Genomic DNA, 16,287 nt, shown 5'->3' with positions numbered 1-16,287 from the left:
TTTTTTATCTGCATTGAAAGGCGCTTGATGACCGACACTCCAGGCTCCCCGCCCGCCCGCTATGACGACCTCAAAGCGCTGTTCATCAACTGCACGCTCAAGCGCTCGCCCGAACCCTCCCACACCGACGACCTGATGGATGTGTGCCGCGCCATCATGAAAGCCCAGGGCGTCAGCGTTGAGAGTGTGCGCCTGGTCGATCACCAGATCGCGTTCGGCGTCCAGCCGGATATGACCGAACAGGGCTGGGATCGCGATGACTGGCCCAACATCTGGGAGAAAGTGAAGGCGGCGGACATTCTGGTGATCGGCACGCCGCTCTGGCTGGGCGAGGAAAGCTCAGTAGCGCGCGTTCTGATCGAACGGCTCTACGCCCAGTCCGGACAGCGTCAGGAGAACGGCCAGTTTGTCTATTACGGCAAGACGGGCGGCTGCGTGATCACCGGCAATGAGGACGGGGTCAAGCACACCGCCATGACCTTGCAATATGCGCTCTCTCATATCGGCTACACCATTCCGCCCCAGGCGGATGCGGGTTGGATCGGCGAGATCGGGCCGGGTCTGAGCTATGGCGATGAAGGTGAGAATGGCGACGCAGCGGGTCGCGGGAACGCCTTCACCCAGCGAAACGCGACCATTCTGAGCTGGAATTTGATGCACATGGCGCGTTTGCTGAAGGATGCGGGCGGCTTTCCGGCCTATGGCAATCAGGATGACGCGACGATGAGTCAGCAAAAGCTCGCCCATCCTTTCTGGTCGCCAGAGGGCTGAAAATCGCCTTAGTTTCCCCTCAGCCTGTTTGTTCAAGGTGCTGAGGGGACGCTCATGCTGAGTGCAATACTGATCGCGATGGTGCTGACCGAAGGTGAGCCTGTCCGGGACCGTACCCCGTCGCAAATCGACTTCTCGCGCATCGAAACCTGCCTGCATGAGGCTGAAACGCCGCAGAGCTGTGTCGGCGTGGTCGAGACGGCCTGCTATGAAGAGCCGGGCGGGTATAGCACCCATGGCATCATGGAATGCGGGCGTCGCGAATACGAGATCTGGAACGGGCGTATGGAACAGGCCTATGCCGATCTTCTGTTCATGACGCAGGACCGCAATCAGCAGGCGCGCCATGACGCGCTGCAAAGCGCCCAGACGCTCTGGACCGAGTACCGCGCCATGGAGTGCGAACAGCGCGCCCTGACCTTTGAGGGCGGGTCGATGATGGGCGTCATTCGTTCAGGCTGCACCAATGAGCTGACCGCGTTCCGGGCGATTGCGCTCGAACGCCAGCGCGACGGGATGTCCCGCTAGGTTTGATGAAAAAGGGGAGAGGCCATGCTGGCTGAAGGCTTGGTTCTGGCCATGACACTGGCCCTGAATGCTCAAGGCACAGATCAGACGGATCTGCCGGGGCGAGGGCAACTCGACGCGTGTCTGGCGCAGGCGGAGATTTCCGAAGCGTGCATTGGCGTCGTGTCGGATGCCTGTCAGGAGGAGCCTGACGGATACACGACCTACGGGATGCGATCGTGCATGCAGCGGGAAACCGCATTGTGGGATGACCGGCTGAATGCGGCTTATTCCGCTTTGCGCACCCGCCTGCTCAATCGCGAGCAGACCCTGCGCCGTGAGCGTTTGCTGGATGCGCAGCGCGCCTGGCTGACCTACCGGGAGACCGAGTGCTCCCAGCAGAGCCTGGCCTATGAAGGCGGTACGATGATGGGCGTGGTGGCGGATAGCTGCTTTAATGACTTCACCGCCAGGCGTGCGATTGACCTTGAATCGCAGCTTGAAGAGATTGAAATGTAAAACAAAACCCCGCGCCGATGGCGCGGGGTTTTGTCTTCGGGCTTACTTGTCCCAGTCTGGCGACCAACCCGGATTGATCAGGCGGCCTTGAGGGCTGCGCAGGGCGTTGATGCGTCCCGTATCCTCTTCGCTGAGCGCGATGTCCGCGATCTCGAAATTGGACTGGATGTGCGTGTCGCTGGAACTGCGAGGGATGGCGACCACGCTGTCCTGATCGATCAGCCAGCGCAGTGCGATCTGGGCGGGTGAGACGCCGTGCTTTCTGGCGATGTCGGTGATGACCTCGTCCTTAAACACCTTGCCCTGAGCGATGGGGGAATAGGCGGTCATCGCCATGCCCGCAGCGCGACAGGCCGTCAGCACGGCGTTCTGGTCGAGAAAGGGGTGGTACTCCACCTGATTGGCGACCAGCGGCGCGGATGAGTTAGCGCGCGCTTCATCCAGCAGGTCCACGGTGAAGTTGGACACGCCGATATGTTTGACCATGCCGGCGTCCTTTACCGCGTTCAGCGCCTTCATGGTTTCATCCAGTGGAACCTCCGGCACAGGCCAGTGCAGCAGGAGAAGGTCCACATAGTCGGTCTTGAGCTTGTCGAGGCTCTCCTTCACCGAGGCCTGCAAATCGCCGTCGCGGAATTTGTCGCGCCAGACCTTGGTGGTCAGGAAAAAGTCCTCACGCCTGACGCCGGCTTGGGTCCAGCCCTGGCCGACTTCGGCTTCATTGCCGTAGATTTGCGCCGTGTCGATATGGCGATAGCCGGTCTTCAGCGCGGTCATGACGCCGCGCGTCGCATCCTCGCCTTCCAGTTGCCAGGTGCCAAAACCCAGCTTGGGAATGTCAGCGCCATTGGCTTGGGTTCGCTCGGTCATATCGCGCTCCTTCATGCGTGCTGTTAGGACGTAAGGTACAGGAACGCGATTGAAAGGCCGGGCGTTGCACGCGATTGCAGTCAGCGGTGCTAGCCAAACCTCTGCGCCAGCACGTTCGGCATCTCTTCCATCAGGCGTTTGGCGCTTTCATATCCGGCCTCGACCGCCTCGTCGAAGCGCTTCCATTCGCGCATGTCGAGCTCGAGATCGGGCAGGACGAGAACATCCGCAGCCCGTCGGGTCAGCGCGTGCTGTTCCAGCGTGCCCGCCGTCGCCGCGCGCATCAGCAGCGAAGCGATGGGCGGCGGGTCTGACAGGCCATGACGGGCCACCCAGCTGGTGAAGCTGGGTACATTGCGGAAATCGTCGGGATTGATGGCGTTGTTGCGGGTCACGTCGCAGCCCACATTCACGCCGCGGTGATAGGCCTTGAGTTCCTGGATAGGGAAATTGTTGAACACCGCGCCGTCCACCAGCACGTCATCGCCATCCACAATCGGCGGCAGAAGGCCGGGAATGGCGATGGAGGCGCGCAGGGCGCGTGACAGCTCGCCGGTGCGGTGGATGCGCGTCGCGCCGGTCGTCAGGCTGGATGAGACGCAGAAGAACGGGCGGGGCAGTTCGGATATGTCGACATCGCCGAAATGCTCTTTCAGGCGCCGGTCCACCCGTTTGCCGCGCGTCAGGCTGACCACCGGCATGATCCAGTCGCTTAAAGGGTTTGAGTCCACGAAGGCGCGGCGCATCCGGTCTTCAAGCTCTCCGATTTCCCAGCCCATCGCGGCGCCGGCGGCGATGATCCCGCCCATGGATGCACCGCCGTAAAAATCAAACTCGACGCCCGATTCCCGGAACGCGCGGATCGCCCCCACATGGGCATAGGCGCGTGAGCCGCCGCCCGACAGGACCAACCCTACCGACTTGCCGGCCATGGTGCGCGCCATGTGGCGCACATCGTCATGATTGTGCTGGCGCCAGTGAAAGCAGCGCGCCGCATCCGCCGCAGCGATCCATTCAGACGGGTTGGCCGCTTTGCGGACGCCTTCATTATGGACCATCACCATGTCGATCAGCTTGAGCCGGGCGGCGGGCGAGGGGTCTTCCGGCATCAGGGGGATGGAGGGGCGGGCGTCTGCGCGCGCCATCATCCAGATCCGGTCCGCCCGCGCCATGGCGCGACGGGCCCAGGTGGAATCGCCCAGCCGGGCCTGCAGGATGACGATGTCGTGTTGGGATTCCAGACGGTCGAGGCGCGGGCCGGGCCAGTCTGAGCATTCCTCCCCGCAGGCGATGGAGGACACGCCCATCTCCTTGAGCGCGTCACGCAGCAGCTGGCTGCGATACTCAAGATCGATGGTGGGTGAGGTGGAGATCAGCGCAAAGACGCGCGGCTCGGACCGGCGATAGGATTCGCCCGCCCGGATGCGCGACAACATCATCTTGCTGAGCTCGCGCATGAGCGAGGCGTGCTTGTTGGTCAGTGTGTCAAAAGCGGCCTTGGGCAGTTTGACCAGCTCGGAATCGCGCAGGGCGTAGACGCTGGCCGAATGGGGGCGATCCTCCACCAGCGCCATCTCCCCGATGGGTTCGCCTGCCCGGATATGCCCGACAAGTTCGGGGCGGGCGTCTGCGCCAGTCCTGAACGCAGCAAGGGCGCCCGAGCGCACCAGATAGAAAGAATCGGCGATCTCGCCTTCTTCAAACAGGGTCTGGCCTGCTGGCAGGCAGAACCATTCCACCTCGGCCTCGACCGCCTTGAGCGCGGCTTTTTCGACCCGGTTGAAAAACGGCAGAATGCTCAGTCCCAGATTCATGGGTCAGGGTCCAGATAGCGCCAGGTGTCCGCCCCGTCGAAGATGCGCATGCGCAGATTCGCAATCAAGGCCGGGTCGGCGAGGCGGAAATTGAGCTTCATCCTATCCGGATTCGGCTCAAGACTGCTCCACCAGCCCAGATTTCCGCACGTCCGACAAAAGTTGAAGGCGAGGCAGGCGTCACCGCGAACATAGCGCAGCGGCGGCGTCATGATGAACAGCTCGGTCTGAGCGGGTGGAACCTCGCCCCAAAGCGCGCCGGATCGACGGCAATACGAGCATGTGCAGGTATGCAGCCAGGCCGGTTCCGGTGCGCGCCAGGCCAGCGCGCCACATGCGCACTGGCCTTCTATCATGATTGGCCCATCCGTTTGACCGGGGTCAGCGGCTTGAAGTCGCCTTCGCGCTTCTCGCCGCGCGCGGTGATCGCCTCCATGATGTCTTCAGGGCTCCACAGCGAGGCTTGCAGCGTCATGGCGTGTTCCAGGCTGTCGGCCACCGTGTGATCGCGGGCATAGAGGAAAGAGCGCTTGATGCCTGAAAGGGTCAGGGGCGCCTTGCTGGCGATCGACTGGGCGACCTTGTCCACATGGGCTTTCAAAGCCTCGGCGTCATCAAGGACAGCGTTATAGAGCCCGAGGGTTTCGGCGCGCTCGGCGCTCAGCGTTTCACCGGTATAGGCCAGCTCGCGCGCGACGCCTTCGGGGATCAGCTTGGGCAGGCGTTGCAGCGTGCCCACATCGGCGAACATGCCGATATTGGTCTCTTCAATGCGCAGCCAGGCGTCTTTGGTTCCATAACGCATGTCCGCGGCGCATATCATGTCCACGCCGCCGCCGACGCACGGGCCCTGCATCGCAGCGATGACCGGGAAGCGGGCTTTCTCGAATGCCGTAAAGCTGTCCTGCAGCGCGGTCGCAGCCGTCATGAAGGCTTCGCGCATTGAGGCGCTGTCGGTTTTCAGCGCATTGGGGTCGGTGAAGACCGAGATATCCATGCCGGCGGTGAAGACCGGGCCTTCCGCGTCCAGAATCAGCACCCGCGTTTCGCCTGCATCCGAAAGGGCGTTCACCGCTGCAGGAAGCTCTGCCCAGAAGGCGGGGGTCATGGTGTTGCGCTTGTCAGGCCGGTTCAGGGTGATCCGGGCGATCGGGCCATCCTGGGTGACCTTGAAGCTGGTATAGTCAGTCATGTCGTCTCCTCCGTTGCGCACACCTTCTGATGCGTCCGGACAATCGGCAAGGGGCGCCGCAGCCATTGCGCGGTATTGCCTGAACAGGCTAAGCAGCGCGTCAGTCTTGATCCACCAGACGGAAATTCGCGCCATGACCGAACTTCACACCCAGCTCGATGTGTCTTCTGACAGCTTCAAGGCCAATGCCGAAGCTATGGCCCGGCTGGTCGCCGAGCTGCGTGAGAAGACCGCGGAAGCGGCCAAGGGCGGCAATGAGCGCGCGCGTGAAAAACACCTCAAGCGCGGCAAGCTCCTGTCCCGTGACCGGGTGCAGCGCCTGCTCGATCCGGGCTCGCCCTTTCTGGAGCTGAGCGCGCTGGCCGCGAACGGCATGTATGAGGGTGATGTGCATGGCGCGGGCATGATCACCGGCATTGGCCGGGTGTCAGGCCGCGAATGCGTGATCGTCTGCAATGACGCCACGGTGAAGGGCGGCACCTATTATCCGATGACGGTGAAAAAGCACCTTCGGGCGCAGGACGTGGCGCGCGAGAACCGCTTGCCCTGCATCTATCTGGTGGATTCGGGCGGCGCGAACCTGCCCCACCAGGCCGAGGTGTTTCCGGACAAGGAGCATTTCGGACGCATCTTCTTCAATCAGGCCAATCTGTCTTCTGAAGGCATCCCGCAGATCGCCGTTGTCATGGGCAGCTGCACCGCCGGCGGCGCCTATGTGCCCGCCATGTCGGACGAGACGGTGATCGTGCGCAAGCAGGGCACCATCTTCCTGGGCGGCCCGCCGCTGGTGAAGGCGGCGACGGGCGAAGTAATCTCGGCTGAGGATCTGGGCGGCGCCGACGTTCACGCCCGCGAATCCGGCGTGGTGGACCATTACGCGGCGGATGATGACCATGCGCTGCAGATTGCGCGCCGTATCGTGGCCGGTCTTAACACCGTCAAACCCAAGCAGGTTTTCCTCGAAGAACCGCGCGAACCGCGCCTCGATCCCAAGGAGCTGGGCGGCGTCATCCCCGCCGATACGCGTCAGCCCTTTGACGTGCGCGAAGTGATTGCGCGTCTGGTGGACGGCTCAGAATTTGATGAATTCAAGAAGCTCTATGGCGAGACGCTGGTGACCGGCTTCGCACGCCTGCACGGCATGCCGGTGGGCATCATCGCCAATAATGGCGTGCTGTTCTCTGAAAGCGCGCTCAAAGGCGCGCACTTCATAGAGCTGTGCTGCCAGCGCAAGATCCCGCTTCTGTTCCTGCAGAACATCACCGGCTTCATGGTGGGTTCGAAATACGAGGCGGGCGGCATCGCCAAGGACGGCGCCAAGCTCGTGACCGCGGTCTCCACCGCGAAAGTACCCAAGATTACCGTGGTGATCGGCGGCTCTTACGGCGCGGGCAATTACGGCATGTGCGGCCGCGCCTTCGGCCCGCGCTTCCTGTTCATGTGGCCGAACGCCCGCATCTCGGTGATGGGCGGCGAACAGGCCGCCAGCGTGCTCGCCACCGTCAAGCGCGACGGCATGGAGCTGCGCGGCGAGAGCTGGAGCGCCGAGGATGAGGAAAGCTTCAAGGCGCCGATCCGCGAGAAGTACGAGGAAGAGGGCTCGCCCTATTACTCCACCGCCCGCATCTGGGATGACGGCGTGATCGCGCCCGAAGACACCCGCCGCGCGGTGAGCCTCGCACTCTCCGCCGCGCTGAACGCCCCCATTGAGGACACCAAGTTCGGCGTCTTCCGGATGTAGCGCTCTTGGTCGCATGGGCGGAGACGCGAGGCGTTGATAGGCTGGACTCATCAATGCGGAGCTCAGCCCATGTCCAAGCGAATCTGCCTGATCAATGGCCATCCTGATCCATCGCCGGACCGCTTTTGTTACGCCCTGAGCGACGCCTATCAGGCAGGCGCGCAGGAGGCGGGGCATATCGTGGACCGTTTTGATGTGGGCGCGATGGAGTTCGGCTTTCTGAGTTCGCCACAGGACTTCGAAGCCAAGCCGCCCGCCCAGTTCGATCCGGTGCGGACGGCCCTGACTGAAGCCGATCACCTGGTGCTGATCTATCCGCTCTGGCTGGGGGAGATTCCGGCCAGGACCAAGGCGTTCTTCGAGCATGTGGCCTGTGGCGGTTTCTTCCTGAAGGGTGCCGACGATAACAAGAGCTGGCCTACCCAGAACATGAAGGGCAAATCGGCGCGTCTGATCGTGACCATGGGCATGCCGGGCTTTGCCTACAAACTGATCTTCGGGGCGCATTCGCTCAAGGCGCTGGAAGCGGGAATGCTGAAGATCTCCGGCTTCTCGCCCGTGCGCCACACCGTGTTCGGCGGCGTGGGCGTCAGCGAAAAAGCACGCCTGACCATGCTCGAGAGAACACGGACCCTAGGCCGCGCGGTCCGATAGGGTTACAACACGGCCCTCAAGGTTAATGGGGGAAACCATGGACATTCTCAACGACGTGCTCGACTTCATGCGCGCGGGCTTTAACGAGATCAACGCCGTGCAGGGGCTCTTGATCGCGCTGGTCGCCGCCATCGTGCTGCCCGATCTCAAGCGCCTGCCGGTGATCGTGCTGGCCGCGACCATCATCCACCTTGCCGTGGACATCCTGATTCCGGTGATCGCCAACGGCGCGGCGCTGCGTCTGCCGCCTGTTCTGGAAGCCAGCTACTGGCGTTACGCAGCGGTGGTTCTGGTGGGTTATCTGGTAGTGATCCTGATCTTCGCGATCATCAAGCGTCTGCTCTTCAAGCGTTAATCATTAACCGCTTCAGAACGGGCTGAGACTTGTCTGCATTGCCGATTTTTGGCGCTGGAGGACGGGTTTTGCTTGATTTTTGTTAACTTCTTGGCACGCTCCCAGCAGTGGCGGCCTTCAGTAAGGCTGGCTGGCGAGGGGATGACTATGGAATACATCGATCAAATCTGGGCCTATATCGAGCCCGTCTGGTCCTGGCTGATGGCCGGACTGCAATACTCCATGCATGGCGATGGCGGCTCCATCAACTGGATCTTCCTGGGCGTGCAGATGGGCGTGATCGGCCTGGTGATGGCGCTGCTGATGCAGGAATACGCCGCCGTGCTGATCTTCACGGTGCTTTCGGTGATCGTGCATGTGATCGTCGATGTGGTGTTGCCGATGGTGCGCGACAGCGCGGCTTTCGCCATCCCGCCGGTGACCGACATGCTCTACTGGCAATACATCGCCTTCCTGGGCGCTGCCTATCTGGTGGGCCTGACGGTGCTGTACATCATCAAGTCGATCGTGCTGCCGCGCTGATCGCCTTTGACGGCGTCCATGACAGGCCCGTCGCCCTAACCGGCGGCGGGCCTTCGTCATTTCGACGCACAGGTGACGGCTTGGCCCGGCGCGCCCGGCGGAGTAATCAGGAGGGGATCCTGATTGCTAGCGAAAAGGCGATGTCCGATGGCTGCTGAAAACGAAGTCCTGCTTGATGTAACTCCCGGCGGCGCCGCCATCGTCACGCTGAACCGGCCTGACAAGCACAACGCCTTCAACGCCGACATCATCGCGCGCCTGTCCGACATCTTTGAGACCCTGCGCGCAAACGCCGACGAGGCCCGCGTGGTGTTCCTGCGCGGCGCCGGCAAAAGCTTCTCGGCGGGCGCGGATCTGGAATGGATGAAGGCGGCGGCGGACTGGACCCATGAGGACAACCAGATCGATGCGCTGAACCTCGCGCGTATGCTCAAGCGCCTGCATGACCTGCCTCAGACCACCATCGCCCTGGTTCAGGGTGCGGCCATGGGCGGCGGCGCCGGCCTGATGGCCGCCTGTGATGTGGCCGTTGCGGTCAAGGACGCCCGGATCCGCTTCTCTGAAGTGCGCCTGGGGCTGACCCCGGCGACCATCTCGCCCTTCGTCATCCGCGCCATCGGCCCGCGCTATGCCCGCGCCCTGTTTGCGACGGGTGAAGGCTTTGACGGCGAGTTCGCCCACAAGATCGGCCTTGCACAATATGTGGTCGAAAGCGCGGACGAGCTCGATGACATGATGGAATATCTGGGCAAGCTCGCCTTCCAGACTGCGCCGGGCGCGGTGCGTGACGCCAAGGCGCTGGTGGACATGGTCACTGATCACCCGATCAATGACGACCTGCTGCGCAAGACCGCCCATCAGATCGCCGACCGTCGTGTCAGCGAAGAGGGCCGCGAAGGCCTCGCCGCCTTCCTTGAAAAGCGTAAGCCGTTCTGGGCGGACTGAAGCGCTTGAGCCTGCGTGATCTTTATCAGGTGACCGTGGTCGCACGCCCTCTACCCCATGAAGAGGCGGTCAAAAGGGGCAAGCTCCGCGCTACGCTGCTCGTTAGTGGCAATCTGGATTCAGTTGTTCAAGCCGCCAATGCTTGGGTCATGGCCCAGGATTTGACACTGGACCGTCATGAAGAGCTGAAATTGTTGCGAAAATCTAAGTCGCGAGAGGGCCCCGGTTTGGTTGAGGTGCTCTCTGAAGACTGGATGCCCCTTTAATGAGCCTGCGTGATCTTGAAGCCTGGTTTCACCGTGAACGATTGGCCCTACGCGACCGTTGGGTGAGGGGTCCGGTCTCCCTCGCAGCATTCGAGTTTCTGGCCTTCGGGATCAAACAGGGTTGGGCGTGTCTGTTTGGCGGTCTGATGCTGGCGCTGATCCTTGGCGTTTATCTGGTTTACCCTGCCGAGGCACCGCTGCATCGCTTTGACGTGATCACACTGGGCGCCGTGGCGATCCAGATCGGCATGATCGCCTTCCGGCTGGAAAGCTGGGCCGAGGTGCGGATCATTTGCGTTTTTCACGTGGTCGGCACGGCCATGGAAATCTTCAAGGTGCATGCGGGCTCATGGGTGTATCCGGGCGCCGACGAGGCCCTGTTCGCCATCTGGGGCGTGCCGTTGTTTTCGGGTTTCATGTACGCCAGCGTCGGCAGCTATATGGCGCGGGTCTGGCGGATCTTCGATTTCCGGTTTGACCGCTTCCCGCCCGCCTGGATGCAGGCCCTGCTGGCGCTCGCGATCTACATCAACTTCTTCAGCCACCATTATGTGATCGATATCCGCTGGGCGCTGTTCGCCGCCAGCGCGCTGATCTACGGGCCGTGCGTGATCTGGTTCCGGCCAGACCGTGTGCATCGCTTCATGCCGCTTTTGATGGGCCTTGTACTGGTGGCGCTCTTTATCTGGTTCGCCGAGAATATCGGCACGTTCGCGCGCGCCTGGAGCTATCCCGGGCAGGAGCATCAGTGGAAAATGGTCTCGCTGGCCAAGCTCGGCAGCTGGTTCTTGCTGATGCAGATCAGCTTTGTGCTGGTGGTGCTCACGCGCGGCAAAGAGCGTCAGCCGACAGAGACCTGAGCTTGCACCGGGCGACGGCTTGCCCCAAAACCGCGCGACCAGCTTTCACACGAATGGATGTCCACCCATGATGAAAAAGCTTCTGATCGCCAATCGCGGCGAAATCGCCTGCCGGGTCATGCGCACCGCCCATCGCCTGGGGATCGCCACCGTGGCGGTCTATTCCGAGGCGGATGCGAACGCGCCCCATGTGCGGATGGCGGATGAAGCCGTGCTGCTGGGCCCGGCGCCCGCGCGTGAAAGCTATCTCAAGGCGGATCTCATTCTGAAGGCGGCGAAGGATACCGGCGCTGACGCGATCCATCCCGGCTATGGCTTCCTGTCCGAGAATGCAGGCTTCGCCCGTGCTTGTGCCGAGGCGGGCGTCACCTTTGTCGGGCCTTCCCCTGAAGCTATCGAGGCGATGGGCCTGAAGGATCGCGCCAAGAAGCTGATGGAAGAGGCCGGCGTGCCGGTCACGCCGGGCTATCACGGCGACAATCAGGAACCGGACTATCTCAAGTCCCAGGCGGACGAGATCGGCTATCCGGTGCTGATCAAGGCGGTCGCGGGCGGCGGCGGCAAGGGCATGCGCAAGGTCGAGGCGTCGGCAGCTTTCCTGGAAGCGCTGGAAAGCTGCAAGCGCGAAGCCGCGTCGAGCTTTGGCGATGAGCGCGTCCTGATCGAGAAATTCATCTCGAGCCCGCGGCATATCGAGGTTCAGGTCTTTGGCGACAGCCGGGGCCGGGTGGTGCATTTCTTCGAGCGCGACTGCTCGCTGCAGCGCCGCCACCAGAAAGTCATCGAGGAGGCGCCCGCGCCGGGCATGACGCCCAATGTGCGCGCCGCCATGTGTTCGGCCGCAGTCCGCGCCGCGCAGGCGGTGGATTATGTGGGGGCCGGCACCATCGAGTTCATCGTGGACGGGTCCGGCCCGCTGCGCGAGGACGGCTTCTACTTCATGGAGATGAACACCCGTCTTCAGGTGGAGCACCCGGTTACGGAATCTGTGACCGGCGTGGATCTGGTCGAGCTTCAGCTGCGTGTCGCGTCTGGCGGGTCCGTGCCCCAGCAGGATCAGATCCATCTCAAGGGCTGGGCCATGGAAGCGCGGCTCTATGCCGAGGATCCGGCCACCGGCTTCCTGCCCTCAATTGGTCCGCTCGATTTCCTGGATCTGCCCGAAACCGATCTCGCAAACGAGGTCCGCACCGATTCCGGCGTGCGTCAGGGCGGCGAGGTCTCGCTGCACTATGACCCGATGATCGCCAAGCTGATCACCTTCGGCGACACCCGCGAGGAGGCCATCGAGCGCCTTGTGGCGGTGCTGGACCATGATGTGCGCGTCTATCCGGTGAAGACCAATGCCGGCTTCCTGCGCCGGGCGCTGACCCATGCCGATTTCAAGGCTGGCGAAGTGGACACGCGCTTTATCGATGCCCGTCTGGACGAGCTGGCCCCCAAATCCCCGCCGGCCTTCAGCTATGTGGCCGCCGCTTTGGGGCTTACGGGCGGCGCCGGTCTGACCGCCAATGCCTCTGATCCCTGGTCTGTGACCGATGGATTCCGCGCCAATGCGGACGCCGTCATCGAGTTGGGCTTCCAGGCTGACGAGAGCCGATTGTCCGTCTCGCTCTCACGTGACGGTGAAACGATCACGGCCCGGATCGCCGAGGACTCCTATACCCTGAGTGAGGTCAGGCTGAGCGACACGGCTGTGTCTGCACGCCTGAATGGACGTGATGTCTCGGCCCGTCTTGAAACGCGCAAGCGCGGCGTGCTGGTGGCGTGTCAGGGCGAGACGCATCTGATCAGCCTTTATAACCCTGCCGCTCTGGCCGATGCGCTGGAAGCGGGCGGCGCGGTGAAAGCGCCCATGCCCGGCAAGGTGTTGTCCGTGCCGGTCAAGGCGGGCGATAGCGTGAAGAAGGGCCAGACGCTGGCGGTCCTGGAAGCGATGAAAATGGAGCACGCCTTGTCTGCTCCGCGTGATGGCGTGGTGGAAAGCGTGGCGGCCAATGAGGGCGATCAGGTTGGCGACGGCGCGATCCTGGTGACGCTGGCGGACGAGTAGTCCGCCGCGCATCAAGGGTTTGGCCCGTCTGATGCACTGTGAGCAGCAAAGGGAGGCGCAAGCGTCCCAGTTTGCGACGGAGCGCCCGTGATGACCGACCCTGTGCTGATCGACTGGAATGACGACAAGCGGAAGGATTACCGCCAGGGCGTTGTGACTGCGCGTCACCGTCTGCACATGGATCCCGCATTCAGTGAGCTGGCGCTGGCGGCGCTGTTGAACCGTCACCCCAAAGAGCTGACCGACATCTGCACCATGGGCGATGATCCGACCGACCGCGAAAGCTGGCGGGCCGGTGAGGGCGGCGATCTCAAGGGGCGTGACCTGATTGATGCAGTCCGGGAGGGCAAGCTGTGGATCAATCTGCGCCAGGCCATGGACACCGATCCGGTCTACAAGCCGATCTTTGAGGCTCTGATCGGTCAGCTGAAGCGTCTCAATCCGGGATTCAGCCCGCTGCGCGCCTATGGCGGTATTCTGATATCGAGCCCCCGCGCACAGGTCTTCTTCCACTCTGACGTGTCAGAGACCCTGCTGCTGCATGTGAAGGGCAAGAAGCGCTTCCGGATCTATCCGCCGCGCGCGCCGTTCGTGGATCCGCAATTCATGGAAGCGATCCTGCACAAGACCCAGACCGAGGACGTGCCGTTCGATCCGACCTGGGACGGTCAGGCGGCCCAGATTGATCTTGATCCGGGTGCGTTCGTGTCCTGGCCGCTGCATGCACCGCACCGGGTGGAGAATCTGGAAGGTCTGAACGTGTCGATCACCGTTGAGATGGTGACCCCCCAGTCTACGCTTCAAAACGGCGTCTATCACGCCAATGGCGTGCTGCGCCAAGCGGGCTGGACCCCGCGTACGGCCTCCGCACGCGGTGTGCAGGCCTACGCCAAGCTGGGCCTGTCCAAAGCCTTCAAGGCTTATCAGAGCGCGTTTGGCGCTCATGAGGCGCCCGCACCCAAAAGCGAAACCACCTTTGACGTGGACCTGTCGCACAAGGACGGCCTGACCGATCGCGCGACGGCCTGACCCGAGGCGATTTGTCCGCTGTCAGCCCTAGTCTCGCCTCATTAGGAAGGTGAGACTGATGCCTTCTGAGGATGAAAAGGGCTGAACCATGCTTCGCACCCTGATGCTGGGCGCTTGCGCCACGCTTTGCTCCACCGCAGCTCTCGCGCAGCTGCCGGACCCGCTGGAGCGGGCGTTGTCGGTCAGTCTGAACGATCCTGTCGCGCAACGCGTGGATTTAATGGTCGGCGGTAATGACGGTCGGATCACGGTGCGTATCGAAGAGGATGCGGATGGCGAGAGCCATTACACCTTGCTCTCTCCCTCCGAGGAGGGGTTGAACGAATCCGAGCGCGAAATCTGGGAAGACATGTTCTCAGATGACGACGAGGATGAAGAGAGCGCCGAGGACGATGAAGATGACGGGTTCGGCGGCGAGGGGTTTGACCCCGAAGAGCTGCGCCGGATCATCGGTTCTGAAGCGACCCTGCTGCGAGAGGAAGACGGGCTCCTGATCTACGGGTTTGCGCCTCAGGCGTTTCCCGATGATGAGGATGAGCCCGATGGCGCGACGCGCCGCATGCTCGACGCCATGCTGGGCGAAGTGAGCGTGAATACGCAAACCGGCCATGTTCAGGGCTTTCAGCTGCAGTTGCAGGAGAGCGTAAAGCCGAACTTCGCCGCCCGGATCGAGGGCTTCAGCTTTGTGCAGAACTACGTCTTTGACGAAGTCGTGAATGGTCCTCGGCTGGAGAGCCTGCGCTTCTCCATGGCAGGATCCGCCGCCTTCCAGTCCTTTGATGAGAGCATGGCGATCGACATTCTCGACATTGAATGGGCTGCGCCCTCTGCAGGCGGCGCGGTTGTTGAGGCGGCGGAGTCGCACTAATTCGGCGCCATGGCGCTTCATCTGGTCAAACTCTGCGTGGGTGTGGATTCGGTCGAACAGCTGCAAGGCTGGCTCGACCGACATGACGGTCAGCCGACGGTCCACACCACCCGCATGACGCCCAAGCGCAAGGACGAGATCCTTGCGGGCGGCTCGCTGTACTGGGTGATAAAGCGCGTCATTCAGGTTCGCCAGCCCATTCTGGACCTTGAAGAATTCACGGATTCTGAAGGGATCAAGCGCTGCAATATCTGGCTTGAGAACACGCTTGTCCGCACCGCGCCATCACCCCGGCGCGCCTTTCAGGGATGGCGGTATCTGAAGGCCGAGGATGCCCCTTCAGACCTGACCGAGCATGCGGGCGGGGAAGACCTTCCCGACGAGCTGCGCCGCAAGCTGATCGAGCTCGGGGCCTGGTGATCTAGGCCTTGGGTGCGGCGCGGTTGTCGATCAGCCGCGTCTTGCCCACTCGGATCGCCGCCAGCACACGCGCATCCCGTTCAATCGGGCCAGAGGGCAGGGCTTCAAGGCTCTCGGCGTCCCGCGCCACGACGTAATCCACGCTGTCAAAGGCGGACTGGGCCTTGAGCTGGGCCTGATGCTGGGCGTCGGCGACATTCGCGCCGCTTTTCAGAGCGTCCGCGAATTCCTGCAAGATGACGTTCAGACGGGAGGCGCGCTCGCGTTCGGTGGCGTTGAGATAGACATTGCGAGAGGAGAGGGCGAGGCCATCCGCCTCCCGCACGGTTTGCCCGCCTTCAATCTCAACCGGCAGGTTCAGATCGCGCACCATGCGCCGGATCACCATGAGCTGCTGATAATCCTTCTCGCCAAAGACCGCGAGGTCAGGCTGGACCTGATTGAAAAGCTTGCAGACCACGGTCGCCACTCCGTTGAAGAAGTGCGGACGGGACACGCTCTCCAGCCCATGTGTCGGACCCGTCAGATGGACAGTGGTGACATAGCCCTCAGGGTACATTTCCCCGGCGTCCGGCGAGTAGACGAGGTGGGCGCCCACATCCGCCAGCTTGGTTGCGTCCGCTTCCAGCGTGCGCGGATAGGCGTCGAAATCCTCGCCCGGGGCAAACTGGGTGGGGTTCACGAAAATGCTGACAATCACGCGGTCGCACGTCTCAAGGGCTTGTGTGACCAGCGCCAGATGACCGTCATGAAGCGCGCCCATGGTCGGCACGAAACCGATCCGCAGATCGTCCTTGCGCCATTGCCGGACCTGATCGCGAAGATCGGCGATGTTGTAGACGGCGGGAAGGGCGAGTTCAGGACCGTTGGACACGGCGGCCTCCTGGGCGAAATTACAGGC

General features: G+C 62.5%; 19 protein-coding genes. 14 read left to right on the top strand and 5 right to left on the bottom strand.

Annotation, left to right across the window (positions count from 1 at the left end; translation table 11 throughout):
- The first annotated feature begins 27 nt into the window (after nt 1-27).
- Genes ACFELO_RS08105 through ACFELO_RS08095 form a run of 3 tightly spaced genes read left to right on the top strand, consistent with a single transcriptional unit; the run spans nt 28 to nt 1,797 of the window.
- A complete protein-coding gene (locus tag ACFELO_RS08105; RefSeq protein ID WP_440957272.1) occupies nt 28-771 on the top strand; it encodes a flavodoxin family protein in 744 nt (247 codons plus the stop codon).
- 54 nt (nt 772-825) lie between these two features.
- Nucleotides 826-1,299: a lysozyme inhibitor LprI family protein gene (locus ACFELO_RS08100; RefSeq protein WP_440957271.1), complete on the top strand. Its 474-nt coding sequence runs from the start codon at nt 826-828 to the stop codon at nt 1,297-1,299.
- Nucleotides 1,300-1,323: 24 nt separating this feature from the next.
- Nucleotides 1,324-1,797 (top strand): lysozyme inhibitor LprI family protein, encoded by a 474-nt coding sequence (locus tag ACFELO_RS08095; RefSeq protein WP_440957270.1) that lies wholly within the window; start codon nt 1,324-1,326, stop codon nt 1,795-1,797.
- A gap of 42 nt (nt 1,798-1,839) precedes the next feature.
- Here ACFELO_RS08095 and ACFELO_RS08090 read toward each other — a convergent pair whose 3' ends face one another.
- The 4 genes from ACFELO_RS08090 to ACFELO_RS08075 form a co-directional block, all read right to left on the bottom strand.
- Complete coding sequence (locus ACFELO_RS08090) at nt 1,840-2,667, bottom strand: aldo/keto reductase (protein ID WP_440957269.1); 828 nt, start codon at nt 2,665-2,667, stop codon at nt 1,840-1,842.
- 89 nt (nt 2,668-2,756) lie between these two features.
- Nucleotides 2,757-4,481 carry a patatin-like phospholipase family protein gene (locus ACFELO_RS08085; RefSeq protein ID WP_440957268.1) on the bottom strand — a complete coding sequence of 575 codons (1,725 nt, stop codon included), beginning with the start codon at nt 4,479-4,481 and terminating at the stop codon, nt 2,757-2,759.
- Nucleotides 4,478-4,837, bottom strand: coding sequence for a GFA family protein (locus ACFELO_RS08080; RefSeq protein WP_440957267.1), 360 nt, complete (start codon nt 4,835-4,837; stop codon nt 4,478-4,480). Before ACFELO_RS08080 ends, ACFELO_RS08085 begins: the two co-directional genes overlap by 4 nt.
- Nucleotides 4,834-5,673, bottom strand: coding sequence for an enoyl-CoA hydratase-related protein (locus tag ACFELO_RS08075; RefSeq protein ID WP_440957266.1), 840 nt, complete (start codon nt 5,671-5,673; stop codon nt 4,834-4,836). Before ACFELO_RS08075 ends, ACFELO_RS08080 begins: the two co-directional genes overlap by 4 nt.
- A 133-nt stretch (nt 5,674-5,806) precedes the next feature.
- On the opposite strand from ACFELO_RS08075, the gene ACFELO_RS08070 reads away from it, so the two are divergent.
- The 11 genes from ACFELO_RS08070 to ACFELO_RS08020 all read left to right on the top strand — a co-directional run bounded on the left by ACFELO_RS08070 (nt 5,807) and on the right by ACFELO_RS08020 (nt 15,386).
- A complete protein-coding gene (locus tag ACFELO_RS08070; protein ID WP_440957265.1) occupies nt 5,807-7,414 on the top strand; it encodes a carboxyl transferase domain-containing protein in 1,608 nt (535 codons plus the stop codon).
- 69 nt (nt 7,415-7,483) lie between these two features.
- Nucleotides 7,484-8,068 (top strand): NAD(P)H-dependent oxidoreductase, encoded by a 585-nt coding sequence (locus ACFELO_RS08065; protein WP_440957264.1) that lies wholly within the window; start codon nt 7,484-7,486, stop codon nt 8,066-8,068.
- A gap of 37 nt (nt 8,069-8,105) precedes the next feature.
- Nucleotides 8,106-8,423 (top strand): hypothetical protein, encoded by a 318-nt coding sequence (locus tag ACFELO_RS08060; protein WP_440957263.1) that lies wholly within the window; start codon nt 8,106-8,108, stop codon nt 8,421-8,423.
- A gap of 147 nt (nt 8,424-8,570) precedes the next feature.
- Nucleotides 8,571-8,945: a hypothetical protein gene (locus ACFELO_RS08055; protein WP_440957262.1), complete on the top strand. Its 375-nt coding sequence runs from the start codon at nt 8,571-8,573 to the stop codon at nt 8,943-8,945.
- 147 nt (nt 8,946-9,092) lie between these two features.
- Entirely contained in the window at nt 9,093-9,890 is a 798-nt protein-coding gene (locus ACFELO_RS08050) for an enoyl-CoA hydratase-related protein (protein WP_440957261.1), read from the top strand.
- Nucleotides 9,891-9,895: 5 nt separating this feature from the next.
- Nucleotides 9,896-10,156, top strand: coding sequence for a hypothetical protein (locus ACFELO_RS08045; protein ID WP_440957260.1), 261 nt, complete (start codon nt 9,896-9,898; stop codon nt 10,154-10,156).
- The gene (locus ACFELO_RS08040) at nt 10,156-11,016 is read left to right on the top strand and encodes a DUF817 domain-containing protein (protein ID WP_440957259.1); all 861 of its coding nucleotides are present in this window, start codon (nt 10,156-10,158) and stop codon (nt 11,014-11,016) included. The genes ACFELO_RS08045 and ACFELO_RS08040 overlap by 1 nt, the downstream gene beginning before the upstream one ends.
- 67 nt (nt 11,017-11,083) lie before the next feature.
- The gene (locus ACFELO_RS08035) at nt 11,084-13,069 is read left to right on the top strand and encodes an acetyl/propionyl/methylcrotonyl-CoA carboxylase subunit alpha (RefSeq protein ID WP_440957258.1); all 1,986 of its coding nucleotides are present in this window, start codon (nt 11,084-11,086) and stop codon (nt 13,067-13,069) included.
- A 90-nt stretch (nt 13,070-13,159) separates the two neighbouring features.
- Nucleotides 13,160-14,098, top strand: coding sequence for a hypothetical protein (locus ACFELO_RS08030; RefSeq protein ID WP_440957257.1), 939 nt, complete (start codon nt 13,160-13,162; stop codon nt 14,096-14,098).
- An 88-nt stretch (nt 14,099-14,186) separates the two neighbouring features.
- A complete protein-coding gene (locus tag ACFELO_RS08025) occupies nt 14,187-14,966 on the top strand; it encodes a hypothetical protein (protein WP_440957256.1) in 780 nt (259 codons plus the stop codon).
- A gap of 9 nt (nt 14,967-14,975) precedes the next feature.
- On the top strand, nt 14,976-15,386 hold the full coding sequence (locus tag ACFELO_RS08020) for a DUF1489 family protein (RefSeq protein ID WP_440957255.1): 411 nt from the start codon (nt 14,976-14,978) through the stop codon (nt 15,384-15,386).
- A 1-nt stretch (nt 15,387) separates the two neighbouring features.
- Here ACFELO_RS08020 and panC read toward each other — a convergent pair whose 3' ends face one another.
- Nucleotides 15,388-16,260, bottom strand: coding sequence for a pantoate--beta-alanine ligase (panC, locus tag ACFELO_RS08015; RefSeq protein WP_440957254.1), 873 nt, complete (start codon nt 16,258-16,260; stop codon nt 15,388-15,390).
- Nucleotides 16,261-16,287 lie beyond the last annotated feature (27 nt).

It is taken from the genome of Oceanicaulis sp. LC35, assembly GCF_052055585.1.
In the GTDB taxonomy this organism is placed as follows: Bacteria; Pseudomonadota; Alphaproteobacteria; order Caulobacterales; family Maricaulaceae; genus Oceanicaulis.
The sequence above is the reverse complement of the archived record's forward strand: the minus strand, read 5'-3'. Positions and strand labels throughout refer to the sequence as shown.